Origin of the sequence: Methylorubrum rhodinum, assembly GCF_014199935.1 — a bacterium.
GTDB lineage: Bacteria > Pseudomonadota > Alphaproteobacteria > Rhizobiales > Beijerinckiaceae > Methylobacterium > Methylobacterium rhodinum.
Window position 1 is genome coordinate 16,356 of record NZ_JACHOP010000033.1, and the last position, 20,694, is coordinate 37,049.

Below are 20,694 nucleotides of genomic sequence, written 5' to 3' on the forward strand. Positions count from 1 at the left end.
TGCAAGAAACCGATTCGAGAGAGACCTCCGTCCCTCCCTCAGATCAGCTGCATCACAATCAAGGCCGCCGTCAGCATCGGCGCGGCGGCGATCGCCACCGCCCAGGGCCAGGCCGGGACGGCGCGGGGGCGGCGGTTGTCGTTGGCGGCGCGCGGCGCGGTGCGGCGGGTCACCACGTAATGCGACAGCCGCACGGCCGTCGGCCCGGGTGGGGCGGGAAGCGCGGGGAGGGTCGAGTGGCGGCAGAGGGGCATGGCTTGCGTCAACGAGCGACCGGGCTCCGGCGTTCCGCCTCGCGCCCGCGGCTCGCACGGAAATCGACGCTTCACGCAAAAAATCACCAGAGCGAGAATTCGGTGGCGAAATCCGTGCTGCGCAGCGGGCAGTTCGGGGCCGGGCAGGCTGCCGCGGGGGCGAGCCCGAGGGTGCCGTCGCCTTGCGTCTCGAAGCGCAGGCGCACGGGCGCGGCGTCCTCGCGGGCATAGGCGAGCCGCACCTCGAAGCGCACGGCGTCGAACTCGGTGCGGTCGGCGTAGACGATGAGGTCGCGGGAGACCGCCTCCCCCGGATTCAGCTCGGACGGCTCGCTCGGCAGGTCGGTGGCGCCGGAGAACAGCACGCCCTGGCGCAGGATCGGGACCTCGGTCGCGCTCTCGCGGACGTAGTCGCGGGCGGCGTCCACCGTGGCGGCCCGGTCGAGGCTCCGGCGGAATTCCGCCTCGCGGGCCGCCGCGTCCGGGCCTGGCGGCGCGAAGCGGGTGCGCAGGCCGATCACCGTGTAGGTGAGGCCGAGCACGCGCACCCCCGCATGGCCGACATTGGTGCGCGTCACCGTCGAGCGGATCGCGACATGGTGGTCGCGCTCGCCGACCCGGACGAGGTCGGTCTTGACCGTCACCGAGGGCGGCTCGAAGCCCGGCTTGATCCGGGCCTCGTAGATGAAGGTGTAGACGCCCCAGGCGCCGGCCCCGAGGATCGCCAGCGTCTGCACCAGGGTGTTGGCGCGGTCGAGGCCGAGCCGGGGCTTCGGCCGCTCGGACGGGGGTGCGGGCATCGAGCCTCCTCCTTCTCGGCCACAAGCGCCGGCGACCGCCTTCGCGTTCCCGCGCGATGGCTCTTCCCCCGGGCGGCGATTTTTGGGAAGGGGTGGGACCATGAGCCAGACCCCTCTCAACATCCTGCTCGTCGGCTCCGGCGGGCGCGAGCACGCCCTGGCTTGGGCGATCGCGAAGTCGCCCCTGTGCCAGAGGCTTTTCGTGGCTCCCGGCAATCCCGGCACGGCCCGGCACGGCGAGAACCGCCCGGACCTTCAGGTGGCCGACCACGCCGCCGTCGTGCGGTTCTGCGAGGCGGAAAAGATCGGGCTCGTGGTGGTCGGGCCGGAGGCGCCGCTGGTGGCCGGGCTCGTGGACGACCTCCAGGCCGCGGGCATCCCGGCCTTCGGGCCGACGAAGGCCGCGGCGCAGCTCGAAGGCTCCAAGGGCTTCACCAAGGACCTGTGCGCCGAGCGCTCGATCCCCACCGCGGCCTTCGCCCGCTTCACCGATCTCGAGCCGGCGCTCGCCTACCTGCGCGAGCAGGGCGCGCCGATCGTCGTCAAGGCCGACGGGCTCGCCGCCGGCAAGGGCGTGACGGTGGCCGAGACGCTGGAACAGGCCGAGGCGGCCGTGCGGGCGATCCTGGGTGACGCGGGCGGCGCCCTCGTCATCGAGGAATGCCTGTTCGGCGAGGAGGCGAGTTTTTTCGCGCTCTGCGACGGCACCCGCGCGATCCCGCTGGGCACCGCGCAGGACCACAAGCGCGTCCATGACGGCGACCGCGGCCCCAACACCGGCGGCATGGGCGCCTATTCCCCCGCCGCGATCGTCACGCCCGAGATCGAGCGCACCGTGATGGAGGCGATCATCGCCCCGACGCTTCGCGGCATGGCCGAGCGCGGCACGCCGTTCTCAGGCATCCTCTATGCCGGACTGATGCTGACGGAGGCCGGTCCCAAGCTCATAGAGTACAACACCCGCTTCGGCGATCCCGAGGCGCAGGTGCTGATGCCGCGCCTCACCGGCGACCTCGTGCCGGCGCTGCTCGCCGCCGCCCAGGGCGACCTCTCCGGCGTGACGATCGGCTTCGATCCGGCCCGCGCGGCGCTCACCGTGGTGATGGCGGCGCAGGGCTATCCCGGCCCGGTCACCCGCGGCTCCGAGATCCGCGGCGTCGAGGCGGCGGAGGCCGAGGGCGGCGCCATCGTGTTCCAGGCCGGCACCCGCCGCGACGGCGACCGGCTGCTGTCCGATGGCGGGCGCGTCCTCGCGGTGACCGCGCTCGGCGCCAGCGTCGGGCAGGCGCAAGGCCGCGCCTACGCGGCGCTGGACCGGATCGACTGGCCGGAGGGCTTCTGCCGCCGCGACATCGGCGGACGGGCGGTCGCCCGCGAGGCCGCGGCCGAGACCCTGTCCGACTGATGGACCCGTTCGACCTCGCCTTCGCCGCCGCCCGCGAGGCGGCGGGGCTCGGCGAGGTGCCGGTCGGCGCGGCCGTGGTCCGCGACGGCACGGTGCTGGCGGTGGCCGGCAACCGCCCCCGCGCGCTGCACGACCCGACGGCGCATGCCGAGATCCTGGCGATCCGCGCCGCCTGCGCCGCGGTTCGCGACGAGCGGCTGACGGGCTGCGACCTCTACGTGACGCTGGAGCCCTGCCCGATGTGCGCGGGCGCGATCTCGTTCGCCCGCATCCGCCGCCTCTACTACGCGGCGAGCGACCCCAAGGGCGGCGGCGTCGAGCACGGCCCGCGGGTGTTCAACCAGCCGACCTGCCATCACGCCCCGGAGGTCTATTCGGGGTTTCGCGCGGGCGAGGCGGCGGCCCTGCTGCGCGGCTTCTTCGAAGGGCGGCGGAGCTGATCCGGGTCCGGTCCGCCGGAGGATCGGCAAGCAGGGCATAGCCGGACGCCGCCGCGCCGATGCGGCCCGGCATCGGCGCCCCATGCGGCGGGACGAACCGGGGCGCCGTCCCGCAGGACGCGTCGGGTGCCCGGATGCGCCGGCCGGTGCATCGGTGCAACACCGCCTTTTTCAGTAATCGATTCACGTGTTCGTTATGGAAAAATCAATTCGAAACGATTTAAGGATCAGTCTTTCAGGTGGGGGATTCCATGGTAAGGGCAACGCTGGCCGATATCGCTGCGTGCTTCAAGCTCATTCTCGGTCGAGAACCGACCCCGGAAGAGATCGGCATCCATACGAAAGCGCATCTCGGCAACGATCTAGCCGACGTGCTGAAGAGCTACTTGGAATCCGACGAGTTCCGCAGTCGAAACATCGTACAGATCATCAGGCCGCAGCCCGACAGGATGTGGACCCTCACCTATTAGAGCAGGTCCGACGGCGTGGATGCCGGTCGGTTGAGAGGGGGGACGTCACGAAGAATGCAGGGACGGGGCGATCCGCCCGGATCCGGCGCCGGATCGGGGGCGCCGGTCGTGTGACTGGGCGACCGCCCCTGACGACCGGACGCGCTTGACGCGACGCGCTCTTCGGCCGAAAACTTCATTTGTTAATTTCGATCGGGGTCGAGCCTGTGCGATATGCGTCTGTGAGCCGTCCCGTGGCCGCGGCCCCGGTGACGGGCGCGCCGTCGTGACCGATCGTGACGACGGCGTTTCCGGTCTGTCGAACTGTCCGAGGTGCGTGAGGGCGGCGCGCGAACCGGCGCGGCGAACGGCCCGTCAAGAGCATCGGCCCGAAAGGTGGCCGCCGGCTTTCGGGCCGATGCGGCACGGGAAACCGGCGCATCGTCCTGGACCCGGGATCCTGGACGGTCCGCTATATCGTTGTGTCGTCAAGATTTTCATCCGCGGTGTCGGGTTTCCTTCCGGCGCGCCCTGCCCTAAGTCCCTCCCATGCCTCGCCTCGTGACCTACACGATCAGCGACCGGGAGGACGGGCGGTTCGACGTGACCGCCACCATCGAGCCCGACAAGGTTTTCCGGCGCAGCGGCCTCGCCACCTTGGCCGAGGCCGAAGAGTGGGTGGACGGCCTGCGCGTGCTGATGGCCGCGCTCGGCGCTCCCGTCGCGCAGAAATCGCCCGACGAGCCGGTCGCGGCGGCCCGGACCACCCCTGCCCGCCGCGGAGCCCGCTGAGGCCGACCGATCCCGGATCGGCGCGGGGTCGGCCGCGACCGGGGCCGCCCGTCCAAGTCCTGCGGCGGCGGGATCGAACGCGCCCCCTGTGCCGCTCCGCCGGGTCGACGGGACCACCCCGCGAAGACGTCTGGTGAAGACGCGTCGGAAGGGGCATCGCCGACCCGCGACAGGTCGGCGGGTTTCAGGGTATCTGGTTGTCTGCGACAACTGGAGACCCGCCCATATGAACGTCGTTGCCGGTAGGGAATCCCTTGCCGTCGCCTTCAAGCTCGGCGGGACGGTGCGGATCGGCGCGAAGGCGTTCGAGGTGGGCGACCTGATGGTGATGCTCGAGGCGATCCGGCGGACGGGTTCGATCAAGGGCTTCGCCGAAACCCTCGGCCTGTCCTACCGCGCGGCCTGGAACCGGTTGCAGGCCTGCGAGACGGCGCTCGGCCGACCGATCGTGCGCAAGACCCAAGGCCAGGGCTCGGAACTCACCGAGTTCGGGACCACGCTCGCGGAGGCCTTCGCCTCGGCCGCCTCGGGCGTCGGCGCGAGCCTCGAGCGCGAGACCCGCGCCATCGAGCACCGCCTGCGCCGCCTGCTCACCGGCCAAGCCGGCGCGCTGGCGCTCGCGGCGAGCCACGACCCGCTGCTGCTCGACGTGCTGCACGCGATTCCGCCCGAGCACGGGGAGATCCGGCTGTCGGTGATGGGAAGCAGCGCGGCGGTGCGGCTGCTGCTCGCGGGCGGGATCGACGTCGCGGGCTTCCATTGCGGCGCGCTCTCCCCCGAGCAGGCGGAGGCGCCCTTCTCCGGCGTCAACGCAGCCGCCGGGTTCGCGGTGCATCCCCTGTTCGAGCGCGAGCAGGGGCTTCTCCTCGCCCCCGGCAACCCGCTCGGCATCCGCACCCTGGCCGACCTGACGGCCGGGGGCGTGCGCTACGTGAACCGCCAGCCGGGATCGGGCACGCGGCTCTGGTTCGACCGCATGCTCGCGGAGGCCGGCCTCGCACCGGCCCGGATCCGCGGCTACGAGGTCGAGGAGTTCACCCATCAGGCGGTCGCGGCCATGATCGCCTGCGGCGCGGCCGATGTCGGGCTCGGCGTGCGGGCCGCGGCCGACCGGCTCGGCCTCGACTTCCTGTCGGTCGGCTGGGAGCGGTACTACCTCGCCGCGAGCCGGACGCTCGCCGCCCCGGTCTTCGACGAGTTGATCGCCGCCGTCGGAGCGCGCGCCGCGGACATCCCCGGCTACCGCCTCGCAGAGACGGACATGCACTGAGCCCTTTCCGGTCGCCGCTCCCCGAACGCGGACGACTGGAACAATTTCGCGCATTTGCCGCAGGAATGCGCAACTTCGTGCTTGACGCGCGTCCGGGCCGGCGGGATATTTCTCGATAAGAAAGGTCAATTCCTTTCAAGAACCATCTGGGAGGTGCGCCGTGCAGGATCCGCGGGTCTCCGCCATGTTCGGCCGCGACAGGGCGGCGGCGATCCTGGCCGTCGTCGTCGTCTGGCTGGTCTACGCCTTCACCTTCTGGACCATGCGGGACGCCATCGCGGCCGCCGGCCTCACGGGGCTGATGGTCGGTGTGGGCCTCTGCGTCGTGCTCCTCAACACCGCCGCGGTCGCCGCGATGATCCGCCATTACGGCGAGGACCGCGCCGCGATCTACGGGATGGACCTGTACTATCTCGATCAGCTGCGGGCCCTGCGCCGCAAGGGCGAGGTCTGACCATGGCCGATTCTCCCGCTCGCAAGCCCCAAGGTCGTACCCCCTACGAGCCGCCGGCCCAGTCGGTCGCCGGGCAGATCTTCGACGCGCTGCTGATGCTGGTGCTCGTGGTCATCACCCTCTACCTGCCGCTGCTGCTCAAGCTCGCGGGCGGGGGCACCACCACCAGGACCGTCGAGAACCCGACCTGGGAATCGCTCGGCCAGAACGCCGTGATGGCGGCGCAGTGGGAGAAGCTGGACTTCACCCCCGAGAAGGCCGCGACGATCATCGGCACGCGCTTCGACTACGCCTTCAACTGGGGCGCGATGGCGTTCACCGCGCTCATCATCGTCGGCTATTTCGTGTTCCTGTTCCGCACCTCGGACAAGCAGTACCGCGACGTCATCGCCGAGCGGTTCGACGGGCCGCCGCGCCCCTGAGGTGGCCGGCGGCCGAGGCCGCCCGACCCCTTTCTCCGAATCCTTTCAAAGACTGCGAAAGCCGGGGGACCCTGCCATGGTGGCCGTGATGAACTGGGGCGCCTGGGCGGTCGCGGCCGTCCTCGCCCTGTGGATGGGCATCGACCTCTGGCGCACCAACCGCGCCTACGACGAGAGCTTCCTGCTCTCCTCGGAGGAGGGCGAGATCGTGGATTCGGACGTCGGCGAGACGGCGGCGAGGTCGTGATGACGAGCACCCTGCAACCCGCCACCACGCCGCCGGCCCCCGCCGCCGCCGCGGCCCCTCCGGCCAAGCGGATCGCGCTTCTGCGCGTGCTGGGCCCCGGCCATGTCTGGGCGCTCGGCGTCGGCATCGTGCTGGTCGGCGAGTTCATGGGCTGGAACTTCGCCGTCGGAAAGGGCGGGCCGATCGCGGCGCTCGCCGCCTGCTGGCTCGCCGGCATCCTCTACACCTGCGTCGCGATGATCGATTCCGAGATCACCTCGACGGTCGCCGCCGCCGGCGGGCAATACGCCCAGGCCAAGCACATCATCGGGCCGCTGGCCGCCTTCAACGTCGGCCTCTACCTCGTCATGGCCTACACCATGCTGGAGGTGTCGAACGCCATCGTCACCGGCGACCTGATCGAGGCCTTCGCCCACAGCCTGCAGCTGGAGGGCACGGTCGACAAGCGCGCCTTCATGGTGCTGACCGTGGTGGCGCTCGCCTTCCTCAACTATCGCGGCGTGCTGGCGACGCTCACCCTCAACCTCGTCATCACCGCCGCGGCGTTTGCCGCGATCGTCGTGCTGTTCGTGGCCAGCGAGCCCTGGGCGCCGGGCGCGGTGCTCCAGCACGAGAGCCTGCTCGTCGGCCTGCCCTACGGGTCGCTGGGCATCCTCGCGGCGATGCATTTCGGGCTGTGGTTCTACCTCGGCATCGAGGGCACGACCCAGGCCGCCGAAGAAGTGCGCTCGCCCGCCCGCGCGCTGCCGCTCGGCACCATGACCGGCATGATGACCCTGCTGATCGCCGCCACCCTCACGTGGTACGTCTCCACCGGCCTGATGCCGTGGGAGTATCTCGGCCAGGCCGTCACCCCGCTCTACGACGCGGCGCGGCTGACCGGCAGCCGCTGGCTGGAGCTGTTCCTGTTCCTCGGCACGCTGTTCGCGACGGTGGCCTCGGCCAACGGCTGCATCAACGACGCCTCGCGCGCATGGTTCGCCATGGGCCGCGACCGCTACATGCCGGTCTGGTTCGGGGCGGTGCATCCGACCTACCGCACCCCCTACCGGGCGATCGTGTTCTTCGTGCCGATCGCGATCCTGTTCGCGATCTCGACGCCGCTGGATCAGACCATCACGCTCTCGATCCTATCGGGGCTGCTCGGGTACACCCTGATGGCGATCTCGATCGTGCTGTTCCGCCGCAAGTGGCCGCTCGGCTCGATCCAGCGGGGCTACGTCCACCCGCTGCACCCGCTGCCGGCGATCCTGCTGCTGTGCCTCTGCACCGTCACCTACCTCGCGGTCTTCTTGGGCTACGGCACGCAACTGCTCGCCATGATGGCCTTCTACATCGCGGCCTCCGCCTGGTTCGTGCTGCACCGCTACAAGTATGTCCGCCGCGGCGAGCAGTTCACGATGCCCTGGCCCAAGCCCAAGGGATACTGAGCCGATGCTCGGTGCGCTCGCCGCCCTGGTCGCCCTGGCCGCCGCCGCGTTCTGCTGGCGGCAGGGCCGGCGCGCGGCGGCGTGGCGGGCCGGGCTTTTGTCAGGATGCACGGCGCTTTTCGGGGCGCCGCGGCTCGGGCGCGACCGGGCCGGGTTCGCCACCCTCGACGCTGTTCGCGACGGGATGCCGGTCGCCGTGCGGTTGATCCCGGAGGCGCTGGTGCATCGCCGCCTGCCGCAGCTCTGGCTCTCGGTGAGCCTGCGGTGCCCGCTTCCCGTGAGTGCCACCCTCGATGTGCTGCGCCGGCCCGCGGGCGTCGAGTTCTACGCCCCCGCCGACCTGCCGCTGCGCCTCGATCCCCCGCCCGGCTGGCCCGCCGACACGCTGGTGCGCGGGACAGGGGGCGCCGACGTTCTTTTGCGGCAGGCCGAGCCCATCATCGCGAAAATCCTGGCCGACCCCCGCGTCAAGGAGGTGCTGGTGACGCCCCGGGGCGTGCGCCTCGTGGTGCAGGCGGCGGAGGGCGCGCGCGGCGCCTACCTGCTGCTGCGCGGCAGCCGGTTCGACCTCGACGGCATCCCGCCTGCGCTCCTCGACGAGACGTTCGCCGGACTGCATCGCCTCGCCCGCGCCCTGTCGCAGAACCCGGAAAAGATCGTCCATGCGCGCGCCGCCTGACCCGCGCCACGTCCTGATGGTCGCGGCGCTCCTGCCCGGCATGGGCCATGTCTGGACCGGGCGCGCCGCCCGCGGCTTCGGCTTCGCCCTCTTCGCCATCCTCGGCGGATGGCTGACGGCGAAGTTCGCGGCGCCGGAAGCGAGCTTCGTCGGCCGCCACGCCGGCGGGTTCTTCGTCTGGGCGCTCTCTCTGACCGACGCCTATCGCGGCGCCCGGCTCGACCGGACAAGGTTCGAGCGGGGCGTTTGATACGGGATCGCTACGGAGCGATCTCGTTGCCGGTGTAGTCGATGGTGCCGGACGGGCCCTTCTTCCACTCGTAGATCACGTAGTCGGGCCGGGTGATGTCGCCCTTCTTGTCATAGGCGATCTCGCCGATGGCGGTGGCGGTCGGCTTGCCCTGGTGCAGGTAGGCGGCGAGTTTTTCGCCTTCGGTCGAGCCGGTGGCCTCGACGGCCTTCGCCAGGATCTGCACGGCGGCGTAGGCGTAGAGGGTGTAGCCGTCCGGCTCGATGCCCTTGGCCTTGAAGGCCGCGACCACGTCCTTGGCCGCCGGGTTCTTGCGCGCGTCCGGGGGGAAGGTGACCAGCGTGCCCTCCGCCGCCGGGCCGGCGATGGCGACCAACTCCTTGTCGACCATGCCGTCGCCGCCCATCAGCGGCGCCTTGAGGCCCTGGTCGCGCATCTGACGGATGATCAACCCGGCCTCGGTGTAGTAGCCGCCGAAATAGACCAGATCGACGCCGTTCTGCTTCAGCTTGGAGACGAGGGCCGAATAGTCCTTCTCGCCCGGATTGATGCCCTCGATCATCGTCTCCTTGCCGCCCTTGGCCTTGAACACCTTGAGGGTCTCGTCGACGAGGCCCTTGCCGTAGGGGGTCTTGTCGTGGACGAAGGCGACCTTCTTGCCCTTGAGCTTGGTCGCGAGGTAGTCGCCGGCCATGGCGCCCTGCTGGTCGTCGCGGCCGCAGGTGCGGAACGTGCTCCACATCCCGCGCTCGGTGAACTTCACGTTGGTCGAGCCCGGTGTGATCTGGATGATGCCGGCATCGAGATAGACGTCGGAGGCCGGGATCGAGACGCCCGAGTTGAAGTGGCCGACCACCATCTTCACCCCTTCCGAGGCGAACTTGTTGGCCACCGACACGCCCTGCTTCGGGTCGGAGGCGTCGTCGCCGGTGGAGAGCTCGAACTTCTGGCCCTTCACGCCGCCGGCCTTGTTGATGTCCTCCACCGCCTGGACGACGCCGTTGCGCACCTGCGCCCCGAAGGCGGCGCTGTTGCCGGTCACGGGGCTGCCGACCCCGATCTTGATCTGAGCCTCAGCGGCCCCGCTCAGGCCGAGGCCGAGCGCGAGGCCGGCCAGGAATGTGAAACGCTTCATGGTGTCCCCCCGAAAATCGACAATCACGGCCGCCCGGCCTGCTGCGATTGGCCTTCTTTGCGTTCGCGCCACGTGAACGGCCCGGTGCGGGCGTAGAGCCAGCGGTACTGCGTCGTCATCTGCCGCGCCCGCGTCAGGCGGAACGCCGCCGAGCCGACGGCGAGCACCACGAGCGCGTCGATGGCGAAGTAATGTGGTGAGAGCAGCGTGCCCGAGAACAGCGCGAAGTGGATGAAGCGCACGGCGGCCGCCACACCGAGCAGGGCCGGCAGGCAGGCGAGGTAGGGCCGCCAGCCCCGCGCCACGGCGCGCGCCGCCATCCAGCCGGCCCAGCCGCCCATCGCCACCGTGACGAGGAGGAAGGGCAGGATCGAGTCGGACTCGTGCAAGAATCCTTGGACCGCGCCTTGGAACACGCCTAGACCCCCTCCCCCACGCTCGCCACAGGGGCGTGGCCGCCCTCCAGATAGGCGGCCTTGATCGAGGGATCGTCAAGCAATGCGCGGGCCGGGCCGCTCAGGGTGATGCGGCCGTTGACCAGCACGGAGCCGCGGTGCGCCAGCTTCAGGGCGTGGTAGGCGTTCTGCTCGACGAGGAAGATCGTCATCCCCTCCTCCCGGTTGAGGGCCGAGATCGCGGAAAAAATCTGCTTCACGACGAGCGGCGCGAGGCCGAGCGAGGGCTCGTCGAGCATCAGCAGGCGGGGCCGGCTCATCAGGGCGCGGCCGATGGCGAGCATCTGCTGCTCGCCGCCCGACATCGTGCCGGCGCGCTGGCTCAGACGCTCCTTGAGGCGTGGAAACAGCGTGCAGACTTTTTCCAGGTCCTGCGCGAAGTAGCGCCCGCCGTGCAGTGCGGCGCCCATCTGCAGGTTCTCCTGCACGCTCATGCGCGGGAAGACGCGTCGCCCTTCCGGCGACTGGGCGAGGCCGAGCCGGGCGATGGTGTGGGTGGGCTGAGCGGTGATGTCCTCGCCCGCGAAAGAGATCGAGCCGGAGCGGGCGCGCGGCGCGCCGAACACCGTCATCATCAGGGTCGACTTGCCGGCGCCGTTGGCGCCGATCAGGGTGACGATCTCGCCCTCGTTCACGTCGAGATCGACGCCGCGGAGCGCCGCGACGCTGCCGTAGTACGCGGAGACGCCGCGCAGGCTGAGGAGCGGGACGCTCACGGGCGCGCCTCCTCGGCCACGGGGATCGTCAGCCCGACCTCGGCATCGACAATAGCCACCTCCTCGTCCTCGACGCCGAGATAGGCGGCGATCACCTTCGGGTCCTCGCGGATCTCCCGCGGCGGGCCGTCGGCGATCTTCTTTCCGTAATCGAGCACGACCACGTGGTCGGAGATCTCCATCACCACCGCCATGTCGTGCTCGATCAGCAGCACCGAGGTGGCGTGGTCGTCGCGGATGTGGCGCAGGAGCCGGGCGAGGTCGGCCGATTCCCGCGGGTTGAGGCCGGCCGCCGGCTCGTCGAGGCAGAGGAGTTCGGGGCCCGTGCACATGGCCCGCGCGATCTCCAGGCGGCGCTGGTCGCCGTAGGGCAGGTCGCCCGCCGGATCGTCGGCACGGTGCAGAAGGTCGATCCGCTCCAGCCATGCGCTCGCCTTGGCGACCGCTTCGGCCTCCGCCCGGCGGTAGCCCGGCAGGCCAAGCAACCCGAGCAGGGTGTAGCCGGAGGCGCGCATCAGCGGGGCGTGCTGGGCCACCATCAGGTTCTCCAGCACGGTCATGCCGGAGAACAGGCGGATGTTCTGGAAGGTGCGGGCGACCCGCGCCCGGCGGTTGACCGCGTGGTTCGGCAGCCGCTCCAGGAGATGCGCGGCGCCATCCGTATGGCGCAGCGTCAGCATACCCTCGCTCGGGCGGTAGAAGCCGGTGATGCAGTTGAAGACGGTGGTCTTGCCGGCCCCGTTCGGGCCGATCAGCGCGGTGATGTCGCTGCGGCGCGCCCGGAACGAGAGATCGTCCACGGCGGTGAGGCCGCCGAAGCGCATGGTGAGGTGATCGACGGTGAGGACGGCGTCCGGGTCGTCCGGGCGGCGGGTCGCCATCAGCCGTGGCCCTCGCGCACGAGGTCCTTGCCGATGGCCTTGCGCCGGCCCAGCGCCACGGTCGGCATCCGGTCGGAGATGAGGCCGCGGGGGCGCCAGATCATCATCGCCACCATGGCGAGACCGAACAGGAGGAGCCGGAACTCGTTGGGGTCGAAGCCCTCGCCGAACACGGCCTTGAGGAAGCCGAGGTTGCGCAGCAATTCCGGCCCGCCGACCATGGCGACGGCGGCCACCGCGACGCCGAGCTGGCTGCCCATCCCGCCGAGCACGACGATCGCCAGGATGATCGCGCTCTCGAGGAAGTTGAAGCTCTCCGGGCTGACGAAGCCCTGGCGCACGGCGAAGAACGAGCCGGCGAACCCGCCGAACATGGCCCCCAGGGCGAAGGCGGTGAGCTTGGTCTTGGTGGTGTCGATGCCCAGCGAGCGGCAGGCGATCTCGTCCTCGCGCAGGGCCTCCCAGGCGCGGCCGATGGGGAGCCGGCGCAGCCGCAAGGTGACGAGGCTGGTGATCAGCGCCAGCACCAGGATCAGGTAGTAGAGGAACACGATCCGGTGCATCGGATCGAAGGTCAGGCCGAACAGCGCCGAGAATCCGTCGGGCCCGGCCTTGAACGGCACGCCGAAGAAGGTCGCTCGCGGGATCGAGGAGATGCCCGCCGAGCCGCCGGTGACGTCGGTCCAGTTAATGAGGACAAGGCGGATGATCTCGCCGAAGGCCAGCGTGACGATGGCGAGGTAGTCGCCGCGCAGCCGCAGGACGGGGAAGCCCAGCATCACCCCCCACAGGCCGGCGAACAACCCGGCGAGCGGCAGGCAGACCCAGAACGACAGCCCGAACACCGTCGAGAGCAGGGCGTAGGAATAGGCGCCGACCGCGTAGAAGGCGACGTAGCCGAGATCGAGCAGGCCGGCGAGGCCGACGACGATGTTGAGCCCCCAGCCGAGCATCACGTAGGTGAGGATCAGGATGCCGAGATCGATCCAGTAGCGCGCGGGCGAGAGGCCGCCGCTGGCGAGCGCCGCGATCAGCGGCAGGAACAGGGCGAAGCCCACGAAGAGCGGCAGACCGAGGCGCGACAGGCGCTGGCCGGCATTGGGTTCGGCGCCGACCGCTTCGGTCGCCTGTTGCGGCGAAGGGGTGAGCGACGCGCGCCGCTCCAGCACGAGGCGCTGGACCAGCCGGACAGTGAAGACCGCGGCGCACAGGCCCGCGACGAGGCCCCAGCGGGGCGTCAGTTCGAGACCGTCCGCGCCCAGATCGGTGCGGTGGCTGACGATCGGGATGCACAGGCCGAGCGCCACGAGGGCGAACAGGCCGGCATCCTTGAGGATCGCGGCGGGCGGCGTGGCGGCGGCGGCCATCAGACCTTCTCGACCTCGGCCCGGCCGAGCAGGCCCGAGGGCATGAAGATCAGGACGATGGCGAGGATCGAGAAGGCGGCCACGTCCTTGTACTCGATGGAGAAATAGGCCGACCAGAAGGTCTCGATCAGCCCGATGATCAGCCCGCCGATGACCGCGCCCGGCAGCGAGCCGATGCCCCCCAGCACGGCCGCGGTGAAGGCCTTCACGCCGGGCACGAAGCCGTCGGAGAACGAGACCACGCCATAATAGAGCAGGTAGAGCAGGCCTGCGACCGCCGCGAGCACCGCGCCGAGCACGAAGGTGAGCGAGATGGTGCGGTCGACGTCGATGCCGAGAAGTGCTGCCATCTTGCGGTCCTGCTCGCAGGCGCGCTGCGCCCGGCCGAACGGCGTCCTCTGGACGAGGTACCAGAAGCCCAGCAGCAGCACGCTGGTCACCGCCATGATCAGGATCTGCTTGTAGGAGAGCGTCACGGCGTAGCCGTCGCGCTCGAACAGGGTCAGCCCGCCGTCGAGCATGGAGGGCAGCGCCTTGTTGCGCGCGCCTTGGGCCACCTGCACGAAGTTCGACAGGAAGATCGACACGCCGATGGCCGAGATCAGCGGCGCCAGCCGGAACGAGCCGCGCAAGGGGCGATACGCGATGCGCTCGACGGAGAAGCCCCACAGCGCCGTCAGCGCCATGGTGATGACGAGCACCGCGAGGAAGGCGAGCGCCACCGAGGAGATGCCCAAAGCCGTCAGCACGAGGAAGCTGATCAGCGCGATGAAGGTCGAGACCATGAAGACGTCGCCGTGGGCGAAGTTCACCATGCCGATGATGCCGAACACCATCGTGTAGCCGATGGCGATCAGGCCGTAGATCGAGCCCAGAGTCAGGCCGTTGATGAGCTGCTGTACGAACACGTCCATGCGGCGGCGGTCTCGGGTCTCTCGTGACGGTGGCGCCCGGCGCGTCGCCGGAAGGTGCGTCCCGGCGACAGCCGGACCCCGCGCAGGGCGCGAGCGTAGCCGCCGGAATCGCCTACGGGAAGGGCCGTCCTGCGGCTTCCGCGTGGCGGTGTCCGACCGTCGTCCCGGCGGCGGCTTACAACGGCGGCAAATTTGCCTTGATTTGAGTGATCTTTAAGAAAACGGAAACACATCGAGGGGTATTCGCCGTAATTGGATCACGATATCAGGAGTCAAGAATATGTTCCGGCTTTCATCCATCCGAGGAAAGCTTGGGGCCTGTTTCGGGGTCTTGGTCCTTCTGGTAGTTTCCTTCGGCGCGTTCTCGCTGTGGGAGTTGCGCCAGGTCAACGAGGCCGCCCGGGAGCTGCGCGATCATCGTTTGCCGGTCACGCAGATCCTCGCCAAGATCCAGGTCGCCGTCCTGCGGTTGCGGGTGAACGGGGGTCGCCTCATCACCGCCGACACGCCCGCGCTGCGCGCCGAGGTGGCGGAGACGATCGCCAAGCGCATCCGCGAACTCGGGGAGTTCCGCGAGGCCTTCCTGCGGCAGCCCTCCACCCCCGAGACCGCCGCCCTGTTCGCCAGCTTCGAGGCGAAGTGGCAGGCCTACACCGCGCTCCAGGCCGAGGCCATCGCCCGGGCCAACGAGGGCGACGTCGTCGGCGCCCAGCGGATCTACAACACGACCATGTCGGCGGGCAGCAACGCGACGCTGGCGGAGCTCCAGAAGCTCATCGACGCGAACGAGACGGACGCCCGCCTCGCCGGCAGCGCGGCGGAGGCCGCCTACGAGACGGCCAACTTCTCCACGCTGCTCTTCATCGGTGTCGCGTTCCTCCTCGCGGTCGGCGCCGCCGTCGGGCTCGGCCTGAACGTCGCCCAGCCGCTGCGCGCCATGACGGCGACGATGGGGCGCCTCGCCGCGGGCGACGCCACGGTGGCGATCCCGGCGACCGGGCGCCGCGACGAGATCGGCGCCATGGCGGCGGCCGTGCAGGTGTTCAAGGACAACCTGATCCGCACCCGCGCGCTGGAGGAGGAGACCGCGCTCGCCCGCGCCGACGCGGAGGTGCAGCGCCGGGCGGCGACGCGGGCGATGGCCGACGGCTTCGAGCGGGCGGTCGGTGGGCTGATCGACGGCGTCGCCGCCGCGGCGTCCCAGCTCCAGGCGACCGCGCAGGGCATGGCCGGCACCGCCGACCAGACCGCCCGCCGCTCGCTCGCGGTCGCGGCTGCCGCCGAGGAGGCCGAGACCAACGTCACCACCGTGGCGGCGGCGGCCGAGGAACTCGGCTCGACGGTGAGCGAGATCGGCCGTCAGGTCGACGGCTCGGCCGCGCTCGCCCAGGCCGCGGTCGGCGAGGCCGGCCAAAGCGCCGCCCTGGTGAAGGAACTGAGCGGCGAGGTCGCCCGCGTCGGCGACATCGTCACGATGATCTCGGCCATCGCCGGCCAGACCAATCTTCTGGCGCTGAACGCCACGATCGAGGCGGCCCGCGCCGGTGAGGCGGGCCGGGGCTTCGCGGTCGTCGCCTCGGAGGTGAAGGAGCTTGCCGGCCAGACCGCGCGGGCAACGGAAGAGATCACCGCCCAGATCGGCCGCATCCAGTCCTCGACCGGTCAGGCGGTGGCGGCGATCGACGGAATCGCGGGCCGCATCCGCGAGATCAGCGGCATGGCGACCGGCATCGCGGCAGCGGTGGAGGAACAGGGCGCGGCGACGCAGGAGATCGTGCGCAACGTCGCCCAGGCCGCCCTCGGCACGGGGGAGGTCACCGGCAACGTCGCGGGTGTCGCGACGGCGGCGGAGGAGACCGGGGCGGCGGCGAGCCAAGTGCTCGCCTGCGCCACCGAGCTGTCGCAGCAATCCGAGCGGCTCGGCGCCGAGGTCGATCGCTTCCTGGCGGGCGTGCGGGCGGCCTGATCCCTTTCGGGCGGGCTCGCTACTCTCCCCGGCTTTATCGAACTGATCGGGGAGGCCGCGCACAACCGAGCTTGCGCGTGGCCTCCTTCCTGCTTCACTCTTCTCCACGAGGAGCCGGCCGATCGGCACAAGGCGGGCCTGTGGAGAGATCCGATGAAGTCCACCCGGCTGACGACCCTGATCTTCGTCGGGATGGTGCTCGGCATCCTCGTCGGCTACCTGTGCAGCATCACCTGGCCGGACCCGCAGACCGCCAAGGAAATCTCCGGCTACATCGCCCTGATCTCGGACATCTTCCTGCGGCTGATCAAGATGATCATCGCGCCGCTGGTGTTCTCGACGCTGGTGGTCGGCATCGCGCATATGGGCGATACGGCCTCGGTGGGGCGCGTCGGCGGCAAGGCGCTGCTGTGGTTCGTCGGCGCCTCGTTCTGCTCGCTCGCGCTCGGGCTCGTCCTCGTCAACCTGCTGCAGCCCGGCCACAACCTGAACCTGCCGCTGCCCGATACGGGCGCGGGCACCGGGCTCAAGACCGCCTCGCTCTCGCTCAAGGACTTCGTCACCCATCTCGTGCCGAAGAGCGCCGTCGAGGCGATGGCCAACAACGAGATCCTGCAGATCGTCGTGTTCTCGATCTTCTTCGGCGTCGGCCTCGCCGCGCTCGGCGAGAAGGGCAAGGCGCTGGCGCACGGGGTCGAGCAGCTCGCCGAGGTGATGCTGAAGGTCACCGGCTACGTGATGAACTTCGCGCCCCTCGCGGTCTTCGCCGCGGTGGCGGCGACGATCACGACGCAGGGCATCGGCGTGCTCGTCACCTACGGCACCTTCCTCGTCGAGTTCTACCTCAGCCTGTCGGTGCTGTGGCTGATGCTGCTGCTCGCCGGCGCGCTGCTCGTCGGCGTGAACGGCCTCAAGCGGCTGATCGGCCTGATCAAGGAGCCGTTCGTGCTCGCCTTCTCGACCGCGTCGAGCGAGGCGGCCTATCCCAAGACCCTGGCCAACCTCGAAAAATTCGGCGTGCCCAACCGCATCACCTCGTTCGTGCTGCCGATGGGCTACTCGTTCAACCTCGACGGCTCGATGATGTACTGCACCTTCGCGGTGCTGTTCATCGCCCAGGCCTACGACATCCCGCTCTCCTGGGGGCAGCAGCTCACCATGCTGTTCCTGCTGATGGTGACCTCGAAGGGCATGGCCGGCGTGCCGCGGGCCTCGCTGGTGGTGATCTCGGCCACCTTGGCCCAGTTCAACATCCCGGAAGCGGGCCTGCTGCTCATCATCGGCATCGACCAGTTCCTCGACATGGGCCGCTCGGCCACCAACGTGCTCGGCAACAGCATCGCCACGGTGGCGGTGGCCAAGTGGGAGGGCCAGCTCAGCGAGACCGACCAGAGCCTCGACCGGGAGATCGGGGCGGGCCCCGCGACGGCGGCCGCCGAGTAGAGGTGTTTCGCGGATGCCCGCCCGGATCGCTCTCCTCTTCGCCCTCCTCTTGGCCCTCGTGCTCGCGGCCAAGCCGGCCGCCGCGGTCGAAGTCCTGACCGGGACGCTGCGCAAGGCCGCCGAGACCGGCGAGGTGGTGATCGGCTACCGGACCAGTTCGGTGCCGTTCTCGTTCGAGGAACGGGGCCGCGGCCCGGTCGGCTACGCGCTCGACCTGTGCCGGGAGGTCGTCGAGGATATCGGCCGGGCGACCGGCCGGGATGTCCGAACCCGCTTCGAGCCGGTGACCTCGGAGAGCCGCTTCGACGCGCTGACTTCGGGCCGGATCGACCTCGAATGCGGCTCGACCACGACGAACGCCGAGCGGCGCAAGATCGTGGCCTTCTCGCCCGTCACCTATTTCAGCGCGACGAAGCTCTTGGTGAAGCGCGATTCCGGCATCGGGTCCTATCGCGATCTCGGGGGCAAGCGCGTCGTCGTCACCGCCGGCACCACCAACGAGGCGGCCCTCCGCACCATGCTGGCCAAGGCCCGCGTGAGCGCCGAGATCCTCACGGCAAAGGACCACGGCGAATCCTTCGCCATGGTGCGGGACGGGCGGGCGGACGCCTTCGCCACCGACGACGTGCTGCTCTACGGCCTCAAGGCCGCCGCGGGGGCGGACGGCGCGGTCTTCACGGTGCTGCCGGAAAAGCTCTCGTTCGAGCCCTACGCCCTCGCCTTCCGCAAGGACGATCCGGCGCTCGCGGCTTTGGTCACGGCCACCTTCCAGCGGCTTGCCGAATCGCGCGAGCTGCGCTGGACCTACGACAAGTGGTTCCTCAAGCGGCTGCCGAACGGCGAGCGCCTCGACATCCCGATGTCGGACGACCTGCGTACGAGCTTCGCCGTGATGGGGCTGCCGGACTGAGGGGCTGTTCGACATATCTCTTCGAGATGAGGCCGACTCGGATGGGTAGGATGAATCCGTCAAGCGGGCTCTGAGAGAGCCACCGAAGCATCGGGGGGAGACGGCATGGCGAAGGCACCCGGCACCACGGCCAAGCGCGTCGCCAAGCGAGTGGCGAAGGCCGCCGCCGCGGCGTCGGCCGCGCCCGAGCCCGCCGCGGCTCCCCCGTCCGACGGGCTCGCGGTGGCGACGGTGCGCACCATCGCGCTGGAATCCGGCCGGACGCGCTCCGAGCACGATCTCCTCGGGAACAGCGAGGTGCCGGCGGACGCGCTCTGGGGCATCCACACCAAGCGGGCGGTGGCGAACTTTCCGATCACCGGCGTGCCGGTCGGCCACTTTCCGGACCTCGTGCGCGCGCTCGCCCTGGTGAAGCAGGCCGCCGCCCGCGCCAACCGCCGGCTCGGCTACCTGCCCGAGGACAAGGCGAGCGCCATCGACGCGGCCTGCACACGGGTGGCGACCGATCCGGTCTACGCCGAATCCTTCGTGGTCGACGCGATCCAGGGCGGGGCCGGCACCTCGACCAACATGAACGCCAACGAGGTGATCGCCAACGTGGCGCTGGGCCTGATGGGGAGGAGCCCCGGGGACTACGCCGCGCTCCATCCCAACGACGACGTCAACATGGCCCAGTCCACCAACGACGCCTACCCGACGGCGCTCAGGCTCGCGGTGATCTTCGCCACCGCGCCGCTGGTGAAGGCGCTCGACGACCTCGCCTACGCCTTCAAGGGCAAGGCGGTGGAGTTCGCCGACGTGCTCAAGATGGGCCGCACCCAGCTCCAGGACGCCGTGCCGATGACGCTTGGCCAGGAATTCGACGGCTTCCACGCCACGATCAAGGAGGACGTGGCGCGGCTGACCGAGATCGTCGGGCTGTTCCGCGAGGTCAATCTCGGCGCGACCGCCATCGGCACCGGCATCAACGCCGACCCGCGCTACGCCGCGCTCGCCGTCGAGGAGCTGTCGCGGCTCGCCGGCCAGCCGATGGTGCTGGCCTCCAACCTGATCGAGGCGACCTCGGACCTCGGCGCCTTCGTGCTGTTCTCCGGCACGCTCAAGCGCGTCGCGGTCAAGCTCTCGAAGATCTGCAACGACCTGCGCCTGCTCTCCTCCGGCCCCCGCACGGGGATCGGCGAGATCCGCCTGCCGGCGGTGCAGGCGGGCTCCTCCATCATGCCGGGCAAGGTCAACCCGGTGATCCCGGAGGTGGTCAACCAAGTCGCCTACATGGTGATCGGCCTCGATCTCACCGTGACGCTCTGCGCCGAGGGCGGGCAGCTCCAGCTCAACGCCTTCGAGCCGACCATCGGCTTCTGCGTGCTCAATTCCCTGCGGATGCTGACGGCGGCGATCGACACCCTGACCAAGCGCTGCGTCGAGGGCATCGAGGCCGACCGCGAGCGCTGTCGCAGCCTCGTCGAGGGCTCGGTCGGCCTCGTCACGGCGCTGGCGCCCACGCTCGGCTACGAGGCGAGTTCGCGGGTCGCCCGCCGCGCCCTCGCGGAGAACCGCCCGGTGGCCGATCTGGTGCTGGAGGAAGGCCTGCTCACGCGGGCCCAGCTCGATCAGCTACTCGAACTCGAAGCGATGACCCACCCGACCCGTCGGCAGAAGGCCGGGAGCGCGGGGTGATGAGTGGGCGCATGAGGCGGTGCCACGCAACCGAGGCCGTCAGGTACTCTCTATGAGAATGCGCTCCAAGGTTGTATGTATCTTCCATGGATGCGGAACCTGCCACATGCGAGCTTTGGGCCAACAGAGCGTGGACGCCAATCGACATCGATCGGGCGTTGACGATGCCCTCCGGGCGGCGGATGCGCTGCCGTGAATGTCATGGTGGCGTGCGCGCCCACAGGGCCGGTAAAGATGGAATGCGGGCCCATTTCGAGCATCTGATCGGCCATCCCGGCTGTTCGCTCGGCCATTATTTCGCCGGTACGAAATCGATGCATCCGAAGGCGCTCCGGTAG

At 70.0% G+C, this 20,694-nt stretch carries 24 protein-coding genes; 16 read left to right on the forward strand and 8 right to left on the reverse strand.

The features are described from left to right. Positions 1-38: 38 nt before the first annotated feature. Together HNR00_RS23515 and HNR00_RS23520 are read right to left on the reverse strand one after the other, a co-directional pair. Positions 39-266: a hypothetical protein gene (locus HNR00_RS23515; RefSeq protein ID WP_246391035.1), complete on the reverse strand. Its 228-nt coding sequence runs from the start codon at positions 264-266 to the stop codon at positions 39-41. A gap of 71 nt (positions 267-337) precedes the next feature. After that, a complete protein-coding gene (locus tag HNR00_RS23520; RefSeq protein ID WP_183573651.1) occupies positions 338-1,054 on the reverse strand; it encodes a hypothetical protein in 717 nt (238 codons plus the stop codon). A gap of 100 nt (positions 1,055-1,154) precedes the next feature. Here HNR00_RS23520 and purD point away from each other — a divergent pair, with 100 nt between their 5' ends. The 11 genes from purD to HNR00_RS23575 all read left to right on the forward strand — a co-directional run bounded on the left by purD (position 1,155) and on the right by HNR00_RS23575 (position 8,892). Continuing rightward, on the forward strand, positions 1,155-2,459 hold the full coding sequence (purD, locus tag HNR00_RS23525; RefSeq protein WP_183573653.1) for a phosphoribosylamine--glycine ligase: 1,305 nt from the start codon (positions 1,155-1,157) through the stop codon (positions 2,457-2,459). Then, complete coding sequence (locus tag HNR00_RS23530; RefSeq protein WP_183573706.1) at positions 2,456-2,899, forward strand: nucleoside deaminase; 444 nt, start codon at positions 2,456-2,458, stop codon at positions 2,897-2,899. Before purD ends, HNR00_RS23530 begins: the two co-directional genes overlap by 4 nt. Positions 2,900-3,138: 239 nt before the next feature. Next, positions 3,139-3,369, forward strand: coding sequence for a hypothetical protein (locus tag HNR00_RS23535; protein WP_183573655.1), 231 nt, complete (start codon positions 3,139-3,141; stop codon positions 3,367-3,369). 528 nt (positions 3,370-3,897) lie between these two features. Next, positions 3,898-4,140 (forward strand): hypothetical protein, encoded by a 243-nt coding sequence (locus tag HNR00_RS23540; RefSeq protein ID WP_183573657.1) that lies wholly within the window; start codon positions 3,898-3,900, stop codon positions 4,138-4,140. A 226-nt stretch (positions 4,141-4,366) separates the two neighbouring features. Beyond that, a complete protein-coding gene (locus HNR00_RS23545) occupies positions 4,367-5,410 on the forward strand; it encodes a substrate-binding domain-containing protein (protein WP_183573659.1) in 1,044 nt (347 codons plus the stop codon). Positions 5,411-5,570: 160 nt separating this feature from the next. Next, positions 5,571-5,864 carry a hypothetical protein gene (locus HNR00_RS23550; RefSeq protein ID WP_183573661.1) on the forward strand — a complete coding sequence of 98 codons (294 nt, stop codon included), beginning with the start codon at positions 5,571-5,573 and terminating at the stop codon, positions 5,862-5,864. A 2-nt stretch (positions 5,865-5,866) separates the two neighbouring features. After that, positions 5,867-6,286: a hypothetical protein gene (locus HNR00_RS23555; protein WP_183573663.1), complete on the forward strand. Its 420-nt coding sequence runs from the start codon at positions 5,867-5,869 to the stop codon at positions 6,284-6,286. A gap of 76 nt (positions 6,287-6,362) precedes the next feature. Further along, on the forward strand, positions 6,363-6,533 hold the full coding sequence (locus HNR00_RS23560; RefSeq protein WP_183573665.1) for a hypothetical protein: 171 nt from the start codon (positions 6,363-6,365) through the stop codon (positions 6,531-6,533). Then, positions 6,533-7,963, forward strand: coding sequence for an APC family permease (locus HNR00_RS23565; protein ID WP_183573667.1), 1,431 nt, complete (start codon positions 6,533-6,535; stop codon positions 7,961-7,963). Before HNR00_RS23560 ends, HNR00_RS23565 begins: the two co-directional genes overlap by 1 nt. Positions 7,964-7,967: 4 nt before the next feature. Continuing rightward, on the forward strand, positions 7,968-8,642 hold the full coding sequence (locus tag HNR00_RS23570; protein ID WP_183573669.1) for a hypothetical protein: 675 nt from the start codon (positions 7,968-7,970) through the stop codon (positions 8,640-8,642). Then, positions 8,626-8,892 (forward strand): hypothetical protein, encoded by a 267-nt coding sequence (locus tag HNR00_RS23575; RefSeq protein ID WP_183573671.1) that lies wholly within the window; start codon positions 8,626-8,628, stop codon positions 8,890-8,892. Before HNR00_RS23570 ends, HNR00_RS23575 begins: the two co-directional genes overlap by 17 nt. 10 nt (positions 8,893-8,902) lie before the next feature. Here HNR00_RS23575 and HNR00_RS23580 read toward each other — a convergent pair whose 3' ends face one another. Genes HNR00_RS23580 through HNR00_RS23605 form a run of 6 tightly spaced genes read right to left on the reverse strand, consistent with a single transcriptional unit; the run spans position 8,903 to position 14,360 of the window. Further along, complete coding sequence (locus tag HNR00_RS23580; protein ID WP_183573673.1) at positions 8,903-10,027, reverse strand: branched-chain amino acid ABC transporter substrate-binding protein; 1,125 nt, start codon at positions 10,025-10,027, stop codon at positions 8,903-8,905. Between the two features lie 23 nt (positions 10,028-10,050). Beyond that, positions 10,051-10,416, reverse strand: a complete 366-nt coding sequence (locus HNR00_RS23585; protein WP_210306661.1) for a DUF6867 family protein — start codon at positions 10,414-10,416, stop codon at positions 10,051-10,053. Positions 10,417-10,445: 29 nt separating this feature from the next. Continuing rightward, on the reverse strand, positions 10,446-11,198 hold the full coding sequence (locus HNR00_RS23590) for an ABC transporter ATP-binding protein (RefSeq protein ID WP_183573677.1): 753 nt from the start codon (positions 11,196-11,198) through the stop codon (positions 10,446-10,448). Then, on the reverse strand, positions 11,195-12,079 hold the full coding sequence (locus tag HNR00_RS23595; RefSeq protein ID WP_183573679.1) for an ABC transporter ATP-binding protein: 885 nt from the start codon (positions 12,077-12,079) through the stop codon (positions 11,195-11,197). The genes HNR00_RS23590 and HNR00_RS23595 overlap by 4 nt, the downstream gene beginning before the upstream one ends. After that, positions 12,079-13,446, reverse strand: coding sequence for a high-affinity branched-chain amino acid ABC transporter permease LivM (livM, locus tag HNR00_RS23600; RefSeq protein WP_183573681.1), 1,368 nt, complete (start codon positions 13,444-13,446; stop codon positions 12,079-12,081). Before livM ends, HNR00_RS23595 begins: the two co-directional genes overlap by 1 nt. After that, positions 13,446-14,360: an ABC transporter permease subunit gene (locus HNR00_RS23605; protein ID WP_056237309.1), complete on the reverse strand. Its 915-nt coding sequence runs from the start codon at positions 14,358-14,360 to the stop codon at positions 13,446-13,448. The genes livM and HNR00_RS23605 overlap by 1 nt, the downstream gene beginning before the upstream one ends. Positions 14,361-14,640: 280 nt before the next feature. Here HNR00_RS23605 and HNR00_RS23610 point away from each other — a divergent pair, with 280 nt between their 5' ends. The 5 genes from HNR00_RS23610 (at position 14,641) to HNR00_RS26155 (ending at position 20,694) form a co-directional block, all read left to right on the forward strand. Beyond that, complete coding sequence (locus HNR00_RS23610) at positions 14,641-16,326, forward strand: methyl-accepting chemotaxis protein (RefSeq protein WP_183573683.1); 1,686 nt, start codon at positions 14,641-14,643, stop codon at positions 16,324-16,326. 153 nt (positions 16,327-16,479) lie between these two features. Beyond that, entirely contained in the window at positions 16,480-17,769 is a 1,290-nt protein-coding gene (locus tag HNR00_RS23615) for a dicarboxylate/amino acid:cation symporter (protein ID WP_183573685.1), read from the forward strand. Between the two features lie 13 nt (positions 17,770-17,782). Then, positions 17,783-18,679, forward strand: coding sequence for an amino acid ABC transporter substrate-binding protein (locus HNR00_RS23620; protein WP_183573687.1), 897 nt, complete (start codon positions 17,783-17,785; stop codon positions 18,677-18,679). A 105-nt stretch (positions 18,680-18,784) separates the two neighbouring features. Beyond that, a complete protein-coding gene (locus HNR00_RS23625; RefSeq protein WP_183573689.1) occupies positions 18,785-20,356 on the forward strand; it encodes an aspartate ammonia-lyase in 1,572 nt (523 codons plus the stop codon). Between the two features lie 86 nt (positions 20,357-20,442). Continuing rightward, positions 20,443-20,694, forward strand: a complete 252-nt coding sequence (locus tag HNR00_RS26155) for a hypothetical protein (RefSeq protein ID WP_488199503.1) — start codon at positions 20,443-20,445, stop codon at positions 20,692-20,694.